The following is a 14,095-nucleotide window of genomic DNA, read 5'->3' as shown; positions in this document are numbered from 1 at the left end:
AAGCTTACCATGCAATATCTAATGTTTACAGAAACTAATTTCCCGCAGGATAAACCTAGAGGTCATAATCATCAGGATTGAATCGCAAGATTACCTGGCGAGAGTTTCCTCTAGAACCCTTTCCTGTAAATTTTGTATCAACCAGCCTTACGAATTCAAGCTTATCAAGGGTTCTGTTAAATGATGCGTAACTGGAACCTGTCTTTTCTTTATATGCATCGCCCAATGCCTTTGCAGTGCAGATTTCATCACTGTCAACGATCATTTTCAATACTTCTTTTTCAGTATCGTTCAATGACTTTATTGTTTCGGAAACATTGACTGATACCAGTGACTCTATTGCATCGTCAAAGTGTTCCTGTGTAATTTCACGGCTTGCTGATGCCTCTGCGATATTTCCGCATGATTTTAAAAGATTTATTCCAACTCTCAAATCACCGTTTTCCAGTGTGTACATTGCAATCTGCTCAAGGATATCATCCGGAAGCACGCCAGGGAAGAACCCTGCATTTGCACGGTCCCTTAGGATGGCCTCGATTTCGGAGTAGGTGTACAATGGGAATGTGATTTCCTGAGGAATGAAGACAGTGTTTACGTTCTTGTCGAATGCATATTTGAATTCCAGGTCTGAAAGGATTGCAAAAATAGATGTTTTTACACCAGGATATTCCTCATATGCCCTTAATATGTCGTAAACTACTTTGTTAGCATGATTGGTTTGGAAAAGATAATTTATATCGTCAAATGCTATCACAAGGGATTTGCTGTTGTCTTGAAGATTTTTCATGATTTGAGTGTAGATTCTTGAGAAAGGAACTCCGGTTTCAGGAGGCAAGTGTCCGAATATCTTTTTGAATATCTGTGAAAATATTCCGAAGCGTGTTGTATGGATTTGACAGTTTATATAAACGCATACAACTTTTTCTGTGGTCTTTTCAACAAGTTCGAATACTTTTCTGATAGCTGTTGTCTTTCCTGTTGCGGGAGAACCCAATACAATTGCATTTGATGGTTGTCCTCCACGGATAGCAGGCCTTATTGCCATAGCCATCGCTTCCATTTGTGTATCTCTGAAATTGTAGTTTGGAGGCATGTAATCAGGATCAAACGCATTGATATTCTGAAATAGGCTTTCATCAAACATTAAAATATCTTCAATTCCCATGTTATCTAATTATATCTAAAATATTATAAAAGATTATTCTTTTAAGTTAATTATTTCCACGTTCTCGTTTTCACTTATCCAGTTGGTGAATTTTTCAGCATAGATAAGTTTTTTCTTTTTGAACTCATCCGCTTGGCCTAAAGCGTCTGGAAGGTTTGGTCTTGAGTATCTGGTTACGATATCTCCGAAATCCATTCCTGCAAGGGTGATTTCTGATGCTCCAAGCGCAACAGCCAGAAATATTGCCCTGTCACCGTCTGTGAATCCTCCGAAGTTATAGAGATTTCCTACAGGCTGTGCCTGGGTGGTTCCCAATACATTGTTGAAAAATGAGCTTAGTGAAGCTATCCTGTCGATATTGTCACCGTGTGCGTGGATTGCAATGTTTGCACCGCGCAGGTTTGCAAGCAGGATATCATCAATATTTCCGTCAAGATCAGTTGCCACAATGTCCGGAACAAGTTTTTCCTCAATCATTGCGGTTGTTGCGCCGTCTGCTGCAACAAGCACATAATCCTTCAGGTCATAATCAGCTTTAAGCATCTGAACGTGCTCCTTTAGGGAAGGTCCTGCACCGAAGACAATGAACTTGTCTGAAAAGCCCACGATTTTTGACAAATCGTCCAGTGTAAGGCATCCTTCTGTGGAGAGAATTTCATCCAACAGCTTTGCTGATTCCTCATCTTTTTGTCTTGAAAATCCAAAATCGTCAAGAATTTCTGTATAATATTTTTCCCAGAGACCAAATTCCATATTTAAACCTCACTACATTAATTTTAGCATCTGATTAATTAAATAATTTATGATTGTAATGTAATATAAAAATTGATTTAATGCCGTAAAATTGCAATCAAAGAGAAATATTGCTTTTTTAGCTTAAAAAGCTTATATATGATTGAGATACAATAATTAATCACATCGGTGTAATTTAAAAATGATTTCATGAAATCTCAAATCAAAAGAGATTGGAAAATGAAAAAGAAAAACATATACCATATCAACGACAGGACAATGAAATACCAGACATTGATCCTATCAAGACACCAGCACAGTTACTTAGGATTGCCCGGCACATTTGAAGCCAGGTATCCTCAGGAAATTGTTTTTCCCAACATGTCAGCGGGAAGGGTTGATGAATTCTACACAACTGCCGAAGGATTATTGATTAATCTTGAGGAGGAAAGCGGCGAAATTACTGAAAAAGTACTGAAAAAAATCAGCAATTATCTGATTTTTGGCGATTTCATGTATTCCAAAAAGTTATATTCCGCTGTAATCTGCATAAAGATCCAAAAAAAGAATTTGAATACTTTGAAAGGTCATCATCAATAATTATCAAAGTACACTTCATCTACATTCCCCAGGAGAAACTCTGGAGGAAATATGAAAACCTTATTAGGAAAATTGAACAAAAAGAACAATTAACTATTGAAGAAAGCCTGGACATTGCCTTTGTTGCAAAATTCATTTCAAAGGAATATGGACAATTCATTACAGAGTCATTGGCAAAATCATTCAAATATGCAAAAATTAATGATGAACTCCCAAAAAGAGACATAGGCGTTCTGTTGGGAGCCATGATACTGAAACACTTTGATGATGCTGAAAAGATAAATGAACTAATGGAGGACATTGACATGAAACAGATAAACGATGAAATTAGGATTATTGCACGAGAAGAATATGCAGACAAACTTGAAAAGATTGAAAAAGAAAATATTCAACTGAAAAACAAACAAAAAGAAATAGAAAATAAAAATAAACAAATGGAAACCAAACAAAAAGAAATAGAAATCAAAATAAAAAAATTAAGTGAAATGAAAGATTTAAATTCTCAAAAAGCTAGAAAAATACTTAATTCATTAATAGTGCATTAAATTTTAATCAAAAACCTCATTGTTTACTAAAACACTTTGAAAATAATGAAAAAATAATGAACTAGTTGATAATATGAGTACAAGCAGAGAAATAATACGGATGATTGTATTAGAAGAGCATGCGGATGAATTTGAAGAAATAAAAAAAGAAACAGAAAAACTAAAAAAAGAAATCGAAGAAAAAAAAGCAAAACTTAAACTTTTAAAACAATGTGACTTACCTCCAGAAGCAGAACAAATAATTGACCGCCTATTAGAAATTTAAATCATCATTTGTTTACCACATTAACCTCATGGCCTGTAAAATGAGCATAGACGTTGTTGATTTGCCTTAATGTGAAACCTACCATAAATGCTGAGATAATCGTTCCGACATTGACAGCGCCCAAAATGTTTGTATACCACAATCCGCACATTACAAGAGAAATTATCACCATTGTGGCGTCAAATCCTATTTTAATTGTTGAAAATCTCCAGTTTGTTACTATTGCCACTGACTCGACGCACCCTTCCCCCGGAAGAGGCGCTATATTTGCAGGCATGTAGACGAATATTCCAAAGGCTGTCAAAAAGATGCTGACTGCCAAAAATACAACACACATCAGGACAGATCCGTCAAAGGGAATGAATGACACCAGATAAAGCGCCAGGTCGGTGAAGTATCCGAAAAGTATGCAGTTAATAAGCTGCAGCAGTCTTTTCCTGTGAAATCTTGACCTTAAAATCAGAAATTGAATCAAAATAAGAGCCGCATTGAACACAAAAGTGGTTATTCCTATGTTAATGTTTGTTATCAATGCCAAAGAATAGGAAATTGAGCTTATTGGAGTTGTTCCAAGTGTTGATACGATTGAAAATGCCACACCAAGTGACATTATGAACAAGCCGACAACAAATGAACAAATCCTTTTAATCATATACTTATTAGAATAGTTCAAAATATAAAAAACTTTTTACATTTTCTTCATGTCCACATGGTTTCCTGTGAGATGAAGGTTCACCTTGTGAATGTACTTGACTGTTGTGCCGATAAAGAGAGCACCAATGATTGTTCCTATGCCTACACTTCCCAATTGGCCTAAAAATCCGTAGCTTAAAATGAGGGCGGTTGTAACAATGGAAATGTCAAGATAAACCTTGATTTTTGAAAACGGCCTGTCTGAGACAATTGCAATTGCCTGGGTTACCCCTTCCACGGAAAGCGGAATGAGATTTGTCGGAACGTAGAAAAACAACCCGAGAGCAATGAAGAATATTGCAACGGCAGTCATGAGAAGCGCAATCAGGAAATTGTCGGCTGGAGGTATGAAGTTCATTAAGGAAACTGAAAAGCTTGTGAACACCCCAAAAAGAACCCCCACAAAGACCTGAAGGAAATGCTTTCTTTTAAAGTTCTCACGAAGAAGGATCCATTCAATCAAAACCAGAAATGCGTGAAATATGAATGTAGCGACACCTATGTTTATAAGCCAAATTAAATCCATTGCATAAGGTATTGAGCTGACCGGCGCTGAACCCAGTCCTGATTTTATTGAAAATGCCACACCCAATGTTATGAGATACAGCCCGAAAACATAATTGAAAACACGCCTGAAACTTAGTTCCTCTCCGTCAAATTGCATACTAAATTATTTATAGTTAATTATATTTAAACAATATATACATTTTAAAACACGAATATGAACATTGCACTAAAATGTACTATGGATTTTTCAGACAATTGAATAAAATTATAAATCAAAAATATTTAATAAGTATAAAATCAATATTTATATATAGCTTGCAATTAAGCTAAGTTTTTATATATCTGGAGGAATTTAATGAACGATATTTTATTAATGCTTCCTGGACCAACAACAGTACACCCTAGAGTACTCAATGCAATGTCAAAAGCTGTTGTTAACCACAGAGGCGCTAAATATGGTGAAATCTTAACTGAAACAACTGAATTAATGAGTAAAGTTTTCCAAACCCAAAATAATTCTTATTTATTAACAGGATCTGGAACTGCAGCAATGGAAGCAGGTATTGCAAACACTGTAGCTCCTGGAGAAAAAATGTTAAACGTTGTCGGAGGAAAATTCGGAGAACGTTTCATGAAAATAGCTCAAACCCACGGAATCGACACCCAGGAATTGGCAGTCGAATGGGGAACTGCAGTAACTCCTGAAGCTATTGAAGAAGCATTGGAAGCTGATGAAGACATCAAAGCTGTAAGCGTAATCCACAACGAAACCTCCACCGGTGTAGCTGCACCTATTGAAGAAATCGGTAAAGTAATGAAAAACTACGACGCATTATACATCGTGGATACCGTATCCTCCCTTGCAGGAGATGAAGTGAACGTTGACAAGTTCGGAATTGACGTATGTCTTACCGGATCCCAAAAATGTATCGCTGCACCACCGGGCATGGCAGCTATCACATTAAGTGACGACGCATGGGCGGCTGTTGACAAAGTCGAAACCAACACTTTCTACCTCGACTTGAAAGCAGCAAGAAAAAGCGGAGACAAACCGGTCCCTGAAACTCCATACACCCCATCAGTAAGCTTGACCTACGCTATGAACGAAGCTTTAAAAATGGTTATTGAAGAAGGAATCGACAACAGGGTTGCACGTCACCACAAAGCAGCTAAAGCTAGCGTAGCAGCTGTTAAAGCATTAGGCTTAGAACTCTTCGCTGATGAAGCTGTTTCATCTGCAACCGTAACCGCAGTCAAAATCCCTGAAGGAGTCACAGACGCTGACTTTAGAGGAACCACCCGTGACAAATACGGTGTTGAACTTGCTGGTGGACAAGACCACCTTAAAGGAAACATCTTCAGAATCGGTCACATGGGAAACATTTCCTACAAGGAATTGACCCAAACCTTTGCAGCTATCGGTATGACCCTGAAAGGTTTAGGTGCAATTGACGATGCAGGCGCAGGTGTCGCATCAATCACAGAATCATACTTATGATTCTGTCAACCCTTTCTTTTTTTATGAATTTTTTTACACTTGAAATCATACTTCTAATAAGTTATAAGTGAAAAGTTACACTTGAAATGCACGTCTTCTCTTAGAAATTTTAACTTATAAGTGAAAAGTTACACTTGAAACGTACGTCTCGAGACGAACTTTATAAGTTATAAGTGAAAAGTTACACTTGAAATGCACCTCTTCAGTTAAAAATTTTAACTTATAACAAAAAAGTTACACTTGAAACTTATGTCTTATAAGTCAAAAAAGTATTACATCTTGAAGAGATATAAAAATATTTTAACGATTAACACCAAACATATATAACAATAAAATAGGATGTGAAAACTATGACAGATAATATTAAAGCAACTGTTGAAGAATTGCGCAAGCTCATAAGTGTGGACAATGTTATTGGTACTCCAATCGAAACCGAAGACAAGATACTTATTCCTGTAATGAGAATGGGAGTGGGATTCGGTGCAGGCGAAAACCTCATGGGAAAAGAGGGAAGCGATGCTGCAGGTGCAGGTGCCGGAGTTGAACCTATATCAATGGTACTGATTCCTAAAAAAGGAAATGACGCTGAAGGCGTTCGCGTACTTGACTTAAGCAAAGGAACCGAAACCAACAAGGCATTATCCGATTTAGGTTTGATAATCACTGATCTCGTCAAAGGCTACATGGGAGCTCAAGGCGAACAGTACTACGATGAATCAGAATACATAGAACCTGAATTCACAACAAAAGAAAATGAAATAGAATAGATAGGAACTAACACATGTTAAACATCCTATGGATGATTATACTAATAATCATCTTATTTATCATTTTTCTGCTCTACATAGGAGTCAAAATCTCACTGACATACACAAAAAAGGGCAGCGAACTTGAAGGATGTTTGAAAATACTTATTTTAAAAAAAATCAAACTGTACTCTGTCAGCTATCCGTCTGAAAAAAAGGATGAGGATTCAGACGAGGAAGAAAAAGAGAGTGACAGAGACCTGAAAAAAATATTTGAACTGGCAAAGCCATGTTTTGGATACTTCAAGGAATTCATCAAATCAGCGATGAGTTGCATCAGCATCACAAAACTGGAAAACCATCTTGTTTTTGGACTTGACTCATATGCCGACACGGCCCAGTACATAGGATACATATGGGGAATTTTGGTTATCATAAACAATGCCCATGAAAATGCACGTCTCAGTGCCGAGCCAAGTTTCAGCGGCAGCGTGTTTGACGGCGAAGGAAAAAATGAACTTGACATCAACTTACTGAAGATGATACCTCCGGCCATAAAACTGATTTCAAAAAAAGAAGTGCGTGAACTGATAAGGGGTGTGAGAAATGGATAAGTTTATAGAAGACCTCCTTGACGATTTGTTTGACATCAAAACATACACCGAATACCACTTCCGGGAAATCCATGGACTGACATTTGCATTCTGTGAGAAAATAGTCCTCATCAATGATAAAATTTCATCTGCCGAGATAAGGCCCGTCGGAATAATTTATGAAGAAAATGGTCAATATTACCTGGCACTGCTACATGACATTATCGAAATTGATGAAGTTGTTAAAGAATTTGTTCGAAATTTAGAAAAATAGATATGCCTCCACATACAGACTATTTTTAACGGAGGTTATGAAATGAAATTCAGCAAAATATTTCTGGCAATACTAGTAGTGATTGCTGTTTCAGGAATTGGAATTGCAGCTGCCGCAGAGGCAAATGTGGGAGACCACACTTTCACAATTCCGGACGGATTCAAGCTTATCAATTCCACAGGCGATACAGCAATACTTCAACAGGGTGACGAACAGGCAATTGTAGTCATGATGAGCGATGAGGTAAACAGCGTAGATGATGCAAAAAAGAATCTTGAAGCAAAAGGCTATGAATTCATCGGTTCTGAAAAATACAACGCTGACGGAAAGGATGTCGAACAGCAAAACTACGGAACAGACAAATGGAGCATCATGGCATATGTCTTTGATGTGGGAAGTGAAAAGTGCATTGTAACATACACAATTCCTGCAAACGAAACACCTGCTGAAGGCTCCGACAATCCGGTAACCACAATTTTAAACTCAATTGAATAGCTATACGCTATTCAATTTTTTCTATTTTTTTGGAAGCGGAATGTTCTCGCTTCTTACAACAACCTCCACAACCAGAGGTCCCTTAAGGTCACTTTCCAAAAGATATTCCAGATCTTCTAAATTATCCACACGAACCGCATCGATTGAATAGCTTGACGCCAGCTTTACGAAGTCAGGGTTTTGAAGTGCAATCTGGTAGGGCTCCATGTCATAGAAGTCCTCCTGCCACTGCCTTATGATACCATACTCTGAATTGTTGAGGATGAATATGATTACATCAAGATTATTTTGCTTAAGTGTTGCAAGTTCCTGAAGGTTCATCTGAAAGTCGCCGTCGCCGTTAATGACAATGACCTTTTCACCGGTTGCTTTTGCTGCACCGATTGCGGCAGGCAGCCCATAGCCCATAGGTGCAAGCCCTCCTGAGAATAGGAGTTGCCCAGGCTTTTGTGATTTTTTAAGAAGTGTTGTCCATGTTGTGTGTGAGCCCGCATCTGAGGCCGTGATGTTTTCGGGAAACTTTTCCAAAATTCTTTTAATTGCTGATTGAGGTGCAAGGTCGTCATCAAGACCCTCGATTTCAATGGCATTGTCGATTTTTAATATTTCATCAAGCCAGCTGACATTCTTAAAGTCAATTTCCAAAAGGAAATCCTCAACCTTTCCGTGAATCGGATAGTCGCCAATGAGAACGTCCTTGTTCAGGTTTACATGGATGAGATTTTGAGGAATTTCAGGAAGTGTCCTCTCGCTTGCCTTGATTCCCAAAGCCATTATGCAGTCGGCGTTTTCAAATGCGTATTTTGCCCTTGGTGTTGCTCGTATTCCAACAAGGCCCAGATTCAAATCGTCATATTCGGATATTATTCCCTTTGCATGAAATGTTGTGGTTACTGGGATTTGATATTTTTCTGCAATCATTTCAATGTTTTGCCTTTGGGATATTGCGCCTGCGCCTAAAATAAAGAGCGGCCTTTCTGATGAGTCTATAAGCTCCTGTGCCCTTGATATGTTTGACATGTCATCTTCACACAGATAGCACAAATCAAAGTCATTGAAATCCTCCTCCAAAAGCACATCCTTTGAAAGATTGATGTGAATCGGGCCTTTAGGCATTGTCTTGAGCTCATATATTGCTGCTCTCAGGACATACATGGCCTCGGTTCCGTTCAGCGGATTGTATGAGGCACGGGTTATGTTTTTGAATATTTCAACCTGAGGAAGTGTCTGGAAATGGTCAGAGCCCCTGTATTGAAGCTCGTTGTCTCCTGTGAGAACAAGGATCGGAACATTGTCCTTGTATGCTGTTGCAAGGGCCATGGTGAAGTTGAGTGCCCCCGGTGAGGCTGTTGCAATGCACACCCCAACCTTGCCGCTTGAGCGTGTAAAGCCGTCTGCCGCATGCGCTGCAGCCTGCTCGTGTCTGGTGAGGACATGTTCAATGTTTGACGTGGAAAGTGACTTGTAAAGCGGCATTATCTGCTCGCCCGGAATTCCAAAGACAGTGTTTATTCCTTCCTCCTCAAGGATTTGAACTATCTTGTCTGCTACGTTCACTCTTCGGCCTCCTGATATGAGCCGTCATACTCCCCTGAGCCTTCAACCGGAAAGACAACCGCCTGAGCTATCCTGTCGCCTGACTTTATCTTATATTCATATTCGCCGTGATTGTAAATCATGAACATCAGTGTTCCGTAAAATCCAGGGTCTCCCACAGCAGTCTGAACTGAAATGAATGACCGGAGCAGTGTTGACCTTGGAAGATAAAGCATTGTGTAGCCTTTGGGAATCTTTATTTTTCTTTTGATGCTTGCAAGATAAGCTGTATGAGGTTTCAATGTGAAAACTTCACCTTCCATCTCCTTGATTTCAGGCAATTCCTTTTCATTGTCAATAAGTGAGCCTGCTGAGGCTTGAGTGTATATTCTGTCAAGTTCCAAATCGATTCCGGAAGGCTGCACCAAATCTGCAAAATCCGGAAAGAGTTTTACAAGTTCCTTTTCACCGAGCATAATATCAAATCCATTTAATAATTTATTTATAGAACATACATAATAAATTTTAATTGGTGATAGAATGCCTGTAATTACAATTGCTGGAAACGATACAATAACACTTGAAAAGAAACGAGAAATGGTGAAAAAAGTCAGCGAAACAGTCGCTGAAGCATATGACCTTCCTATTGAAGCTATAACCGTTCTGGTTCAGCCATATGCAAAAGAAGACATTGGAGTAGCCGGCGGATTATTATCAGACAGGGAATAATCACATTATTCCTTTTTACTTTTTTTACATTTTTTAAAACTTTAAACAACACCATTCCATTTTTGAACTTCCACCAACTTTTAAGAAGTTGGGGATTCTCGATTTTTTAACATGCCCTTTGTTGAGTGGAATGTTAATACTTTCGAGCCGATACCCGCGCACCGCAGGCCATGACAATCCCAATATGAAATTGTCTTTATTATTTTTTCTCGGATTAATCTTAATCCTTCATTTTTTATATTAATACTTGCATTTAAGTCCCTATCATGATGTTTTCCACATACCGGACAAGTCCATTCTTCTTCACCCAATTCCAAATCATGGTATTGGTATCCGCAGTTGCTGCATTTTTGGCTTGTAGGAAAAAATCATCCCACTTGAATTATTTTTACGATTGTTTCGCTCTGATTTGTATTTTAATTGTCTTATTATCTCATATAAGGATATGCGTTGTAATTTTGGAGCCCAATGCTTATTTTTAAACCATCCTTTTATGTTTTAGTGTTTCTAGTGCTATTACCTGATTGTTTTTTACTATGTGGTGTGTGATTTTGTGATATTGGTCGTTTTTCTTGTTGATTTTCTTGTTCAATGCTTTCCAGTATCTTTTTTGAGCCATACAATATCGTTTGCTTCCCGGTTGTTTTTTACTCATTTCACGCTGATAATATTTAACATTTTTCTCTTCTCGTATTAAATCAAATTCTTCGATTTTTAAACCATCGCTGCAGGTTAATGGTCTTCTAATACCCATATCAATACCAACAGCTTCAAAACAGTGTTCCAAGGGAATATGATTTGTGTTTATATTTATTATTCCTGTGTATATGCCATTTTCGTGTTTGATTGTTATGTTGTTGATTTGGGATTCCTGTATTTTTTGTTTATATTCTTTACTGGTTTTGAATTTGATTTTACCAATTGTCGGCATTTGTATCCTGTTTTTTCGTTCATTTAAGTGGATGTTATTGTTGTTGGCTTGTATTCTAAATGAAATATTAGGATTTTTTTCTGATTTGAACTTAGGAAATCCAGCACCTTCTTTCTTATGTTTATTATATGCTTTTATAAGATCCCGGTAAACCTGCTGTCGGCTGCTGGATTCACTTTTTTCAAGGAAGGAATATTCGTTTTTTAGTTCTTTAAGGATATTGTTTAATGTTTTCTGAGTGGGTTTCACCTTTTCATATTTGATTTTTACAAGCATTTTATTCCAAATAAAACCCCGATTTCCAATATTTTGATTAATTATCTTTTTCTGCTCATCGGTAGGATATAATCTAATCTTGACTGCTTCAGTTACATCTTGTTCTCCCCCATGATAGTTATTTTCATCAATACGACTTGACATGTTTACTATTATTAGCAAACAGCACATATAAAGAAAGTGAGAGAGCATTTGAAAAGTATTTCTGATTACCAATGAAAAATTATAAATTATATTTTTTATTATTTTTCTCGTTGTCGTTCAATATACTGACGAATAGTTTCATATATTTGCTCCACCAGCTGTTGTAATAAAATAACCTGTTTTCCAAAAAGCACTTTTCCATAAAACTCTTTTTTAAAACTGGATACTATTTTTTTATCAATCTGCTACTTGCACTTTTATAAGAATTAATGAATCTAACCAAATTAGTACTTGGTTTGGCTTCAAATAAAATATGAAGATAAATTTGGCTTTTTAAATAGTAAAATATGTAAAAAGTCATTGAACCATAACAAATGCACAACTTCAAAAAAATACTATAAAGAAATCGGCAAAACCTTAACCCTACCATTAACAATCTTATAGTCATACTTGTAATCAAGTGAAATGTTGCTCATTGCCCGGATATATTCAAGCTTTAGATATTCTGGATTGTCCATGAAATAGCTTTCGCGTGTCTTGTTTTTTCCACGGCCATGAAGCATGTCAACCAAATCCATTCCCAAAAGATTGCTTTCAATTGACCCCTGACTTAGATAGCTTGCGTTGAATTTACGAAGCATGTGTGGCCTCAGGCGTGAAAATCCTCCAACCTCACCAAATCCCAGATAATCATTTAAAAGCTTGAATTTGTAGTTAACATGGTTCAGCTCATATTTTAAAAGTGAACTGTTTAAATCAAAGTCATGCTGTTTGAGTTTTACCTTGGCGATTTTCTGCACGCATTCTGGATTTAAGAAAGTATAGTATGGCTTGTCTGTCTTTTGCCTGATTAATTTGCATGTGCATACGATATTTTTTCGCCTTGCAATGTATTTCAATGCATCCTTGAAACTGTCCTTTTTGTGATACATTTCGGTTCCCTTAAAAAACATTTCATTGGTCATGGATTTAGCCTCAACACGCGTGGCGCCTGATGAAATCATCACAAGAATCCACAACGATAGATTGTCATCTGCAAACTTTAATGCCGTTCTTAATTCATCCTTTGTCGGGAGATCCTCAAAGGAGATTACGTCATTTCTTTTAATCTGTTTTCTGTTCAATGGAGGTATGAAAGGAAGATATACTCTGTTGTAGAGGTAGAATGTCTTGATTTTTGAAATTGCGTTGGTGATTGTATTTGCCATGTGATTTTCAGTTAAATGGTTTCTGAATGTTATTATTCTGTCGTAGATGCTTAGCTTGTTTTCCGGAATTCTGTCTTCTTGTTCTGAAATTGCTTCACCTAGAAGTTCACATAAACTCATATCATGAAAATTTCTGTATTTGTTGAACACAGTTTGATATGATTTAATGGAGCCTTTGCTATGACCTGATTTGAAATGAAAATCATTTATCAAATCATAGTCGCTAATAAAGTAAATCATTTTTTATCTCCTTAATTACTAATCAAAAATAAATGACTGTACTATTACTAATTAATCACCAGTTAAAATAAGTTATGTTACTGGATGGAAACTATCATGAATTTAAGTATAGGAATACTTGATTTTTTGATGAATTATTTTAATGATTTTGTTTTAAATAATGTTTAAAATTAGCAACTATCCTATTAAATGAAAATCATTATGAAAAATTAGGTGATTAGATTGTGGGATGTACTAGTCAAAAAAGAAAAAGTTGAGGAATATTAAATTCCTCTTTTATTTTTTAAATTTTATTGCCTTTTTCACCTTGTCTTTAGCATAAATCACTTGATAGGTGTATTTTTTGTTTGTTTTGAGTTTATTGTAGACATTCTTTTTGATTGTGAATGTTACAACACCCTTCTTGTTGGTTTTAGCCTTGAAAGTCTTCTTGTTAAACTTCAAGGTTACTTTCTTGTTTTTGAGGTACTTTTTGTTTACCTTTTTGAGAGTAACTTTGATTTTGATTGACTTTGAAGACTTTTTGGTGTTGATGTTTTTAGCGGTTATGATGCTTTTAACAACAACCTTATTTTTGACTTTAACCCCATTATACTCAGCAGTTACAGTGTAAGTTTTTGGAGCAAGTGTTATTTTAACAGAAGCAATTCCATTCTTATCGGTTACACCAGTTATCTTTTTGCCATTAACAACAAAAGTAACAGTTTTTCCAACTAAATCAACATCATTTTGTGTTAGTTTAACCTTATAATAACTTCCACTTGTATAAAGCATGTTTAAGTTACTACCAGTTAATTTTACTTTAGTAGATGCAACATTAACTTCCCTTGTAAATGAAGCATAATTACCATCACCACAATAACTAATAACTACATTACTGCTTGAATCCAATCCTGGAACATAAATTGATGCTTTACC

Annotated in this window: 19 protein-coding genes and 1 pseudogene; 9 read left to right on the top strand and 11 right to left on the bottom strand. The window is 36.6% G+C overall.

Annotated elements, in window-relative coordinates; all coding sequences use genetic code 11:
* Positions 1-55 precede the first annotated feature (55 nt).
* On the bottom strand, positions 56-1,165 hold the full coding sequence (locus ACKI30_RS05115; protein ID WP_407410458.1) for an ORC1-type DNA replication protein: 1,110 nt from the start codon (positions 1,163-1,165) through the stop codon (positions 56-58).
* Positions 1,166-1,198: 33 nt separating this feature from the next.
* Positions 1,199-1,918, bottom strand: coding sequence for a 6-hydroxymethylpterin diphosphokinase MptE-like protein (locus ACKI30_RS05110; RefSeq protein WP_295163049.1), 720 nt, complete (start codon positions 1,916-1,918; stop codon positions 1,199-1,201).
* 219 nt (positions 1,919-2,137) lie between these two features.
* Here ACKI30_RS05110 and ACKI30_RS05105 point away from each other — a divergent pair, with 219 nt between their 5' ends.
* From ACKI30_RS05105 to ACKI30_RS05095, 3 genes are all read left to right on the top strand, one after another.
* Positions 2,138-2,497: a hypothetical protein gene (locus tag ACKI30_RS05105; protein ID WP_407410457.1), complete on the top strand. Its 360-nt coding sequence runs from the start codon at positions 2,138-2,140 to the stop codon at positions 2,495-2,497.
* Positions 2,498-2,667: 170 nt separating this feature from the next.
* The gene (locus ACKI30_RS05100) at positions 2,668-3,042 is read left to right on the top strand and encodes a hypothetical protein (protein ID WP_407410455.1); all 375 of its coding nucleotides are present in this window, start codon (positions 2,668-2,670) and stop codon (positions 3,040-3,042) included.
* A gap of 73 nt (positions 3,043-3,115) precedes the next feature.
* Complete coding sequence (locus tag ACKI30_RS05095) at positions 3,116-3,307, top strand: hypothetical protein (protein WP_295163053.1); 192 nt, start codon at positions 3,116-3,118, stop codon at positions 3,305-3,307.
* 4 nt (positions 3,308-3,311) lie between these two features.
* Here ACKI30_RS05095 and ACKI30_RS05090 read toward each other — a convergent pair whose 3' ends face one another.
* Positions 3,312-3,959 (bottom strand): YczE/YyaS/YitT family protein, encoded by a 648-nt coding sequence (locus ACKI30_RS05090; RefSeq protein ID WP_407410453.1) that lies wholly within the window; start codon positions 3,957-3,959, stop codon positions 3,312-3,314.
* Between the two features lie 36 nt (positions 3,960-3,995).
* Entirely contained in the window at positions 3,996-4,664 is a 669-nt protein-coding gene (locus tag ACKI30_RS05085; protein ID WP_407410451.1) for a YczE/YyaS/YitT family protein, read from the bottom strand.
* A 198-nt stretch (positions 4,665-4,862) separates the two neighbouring features.
* Between ACKI30_RS05085 and ACKI30_RS05080 the strand changes: the two genes are divergently transcribed.
* The 5 genes from ACKI30_RS05080 to ACKI30_RS05060 all read left to right on the top strand — a co-directional run bounded on the left by ACKI30_RS05080 (position 4,863) and on the right by ACKI30_RS05060 (position 8,113).
* Positions 4,863-6,005: a pyridoxal-phosphate-dependent aminotransferase family protein gene (locus ACKI30_RS05080; protein ID WP_407410449.1), complete on the top strand. Its 1,143-nt coding sequence runs from the start codon at positions 4,863-4,865 to the stop codon at positions 6,003-6,005.
* Between the two features lie 350 nt (positions 6,006-6,355).
* Entirely contained in the window at positions 6,356-6,772 is a 417-nt protein-coding gene (locus tag ACKI30_RS05075) for a GerW family sporulation protein (protein ID WP_407377588.1), read from the top strand.
* A gap of 14 nt (positions 6,773-6,786) precedes the next feature.
* On the top strand, positions 6,787-7,365 hold the full coding sequence (locus tag ACKI30_RS05070; RefSeq protein ID WP_407410447.1) for a DUF2953 domain-containing protein: 579 nt from the start codon (positions 6,787-6,789) through the stop codon (positions 7,363-7,365).
* On the top strand, positions 7,358-7,618 hold the full coding sequence (locus ACKI30_RS05065; protein ID WP_407410445.1) for a hypothetical protein: 261 nt from the start codon (positions 7,358-7,360) through the stop codon (positions 7,616-7,618). Before ACKI30_RS05070 ends, ACKI30_RS05065 begins: the two co-directional genes overlap by 8 nt.
* 42 nt (positions 7,619-7,660) lie before the next feature.
* Positions 7,661-8,113, top strand: a complete 453-nt coding sequence (locus tag ACKI30_RS05060) for a hypothetical protein (RefSeq protein WP_407410443.1) — start codon at positions 7,661-7,663, stop codon at positions 8,111-8,113.
* A gap of 21 nt (positions 8,114-8,134) precedes the next feature.
* On the opposite strand, the gene ACKI30_RS05055 is transcribed toward ACKI30_RS05060, so the two are convergent.
* Positions 8,135-9,670 carry a thiamine pyrophosphate-binding protein gene (locus tag ACKI30_RS05055; protein ID WP_407410441.1) on the bottom strand — a complete coding sequence of 512 codons (1,536 nt, stop codon included), beginning with the start codon at positions 9,668-9,670 and terminating at the stop codon, positions 8,135-8,137.
* Positions 9,667-10,125 (bottom strand): dCTP deaminase domain-containing protein, encoded by a 459-nt coding sequence (locus ACKI30_RS05050; RefSeq protein WP_407410439.1) that lies wholly within the window; start codon positions 10,123-10,125, stop codon positions 9,667-9,669. The genes ACKI30_RS05055 and ACKI30_RS05050 overlap by 4 nt, the downstream gene beginning before the upstream one ends.
* Positions 10,126-10,189: 64 nt before the next feature.
* Between ACKI30_RS05050 and dmpI the strand changes: the two genes are divergently transcribed.
* Positions 10,190-10,378 (top strand): 4-oxalocrotonate tautomerase DmpI, encoded by a 189-nt coding sequence (gene dmpI, locus ACKI30_RS05045; RefSeq protein WP_295162466.1) that lies wholly within the window; start codon positions 10,190-10,192, stop codon positions 10,376-10,378.
* A gap of 80 nt (positions 10,379-10,458) precedes the next feature.
* Here the strand turns inward: dmpI and ACKI30_RS05040 are convergent.
* The 5 genes and pseudogenes from ACKI30_RS05040 to ACKI30_RS05020 all read right to left on the bottom strand — a co-directional run.
* Positions 10,459-10,725: pseudogene (locus ACKI30_RS05040) on the bottom strand (zinc ribbon domain-containing protein); the annotation flags it as partial.
* A 131-nt stretch (positions 10,726-10,856) separates the two neighbouring features.
* On the bottom strand, positions 10,857-11,729 hold the full coding sequence (locus ACKI30_RS05035; RefSeq protein WP_407410436.1) for an RNA-guided endonuclease InsQ/TnpB family protein: 873 nt from the start codon (positions 11,727-11,729) through the stop codon (positions 10,857-10,859).
* Positions 11,730-11,955: 226 nt separating this feature from the next.
* The gene (locus ACKI30_RS05030) at positions 11,956-12,090 is read right to left on the bottom strand and encodes a transposase (protein WP_407410434.1); all 135 of its coding nucleotides are present in this window, start codon (positions 12,088-12,090) and stop codon (positions 11,956-11,958) included.
* 34 nt (positions 12,091-12,124) lie between these two features.
* On the bottom strand, positions 12,125-13,177 hold the full coding sequence (locus ACKI30_RS05025) for a hypothetical protein (protein ID WP_407410432.1): 1,053 nt from the start codon (positions 13,175-13,177) through the stop codon (positions 12,125-12,127).
* Positions 13,178-13,453: 276 nt separating this feature from the next.
* Positions 13,454-14,095, bottom strand: a 642-nt coding sequence (locus ACKI30_RS05020) for a hypothetical protein (protein WP_407410430.1), incomplete at its 5' end; no start/stop codon positions are given.

Origin of the sequence: Methanobrevibacter sp., assembly GCF_045539575.1 — an archaeon.
Lineage (GTDB): Archaea > Methanobacteriota > Methanobacteria > Methanobacteriales > Methanobacteriaceae > Methanocatella.
This window is presented reverse-complemented; position numbering and strand designations above follow the sequence as displayed.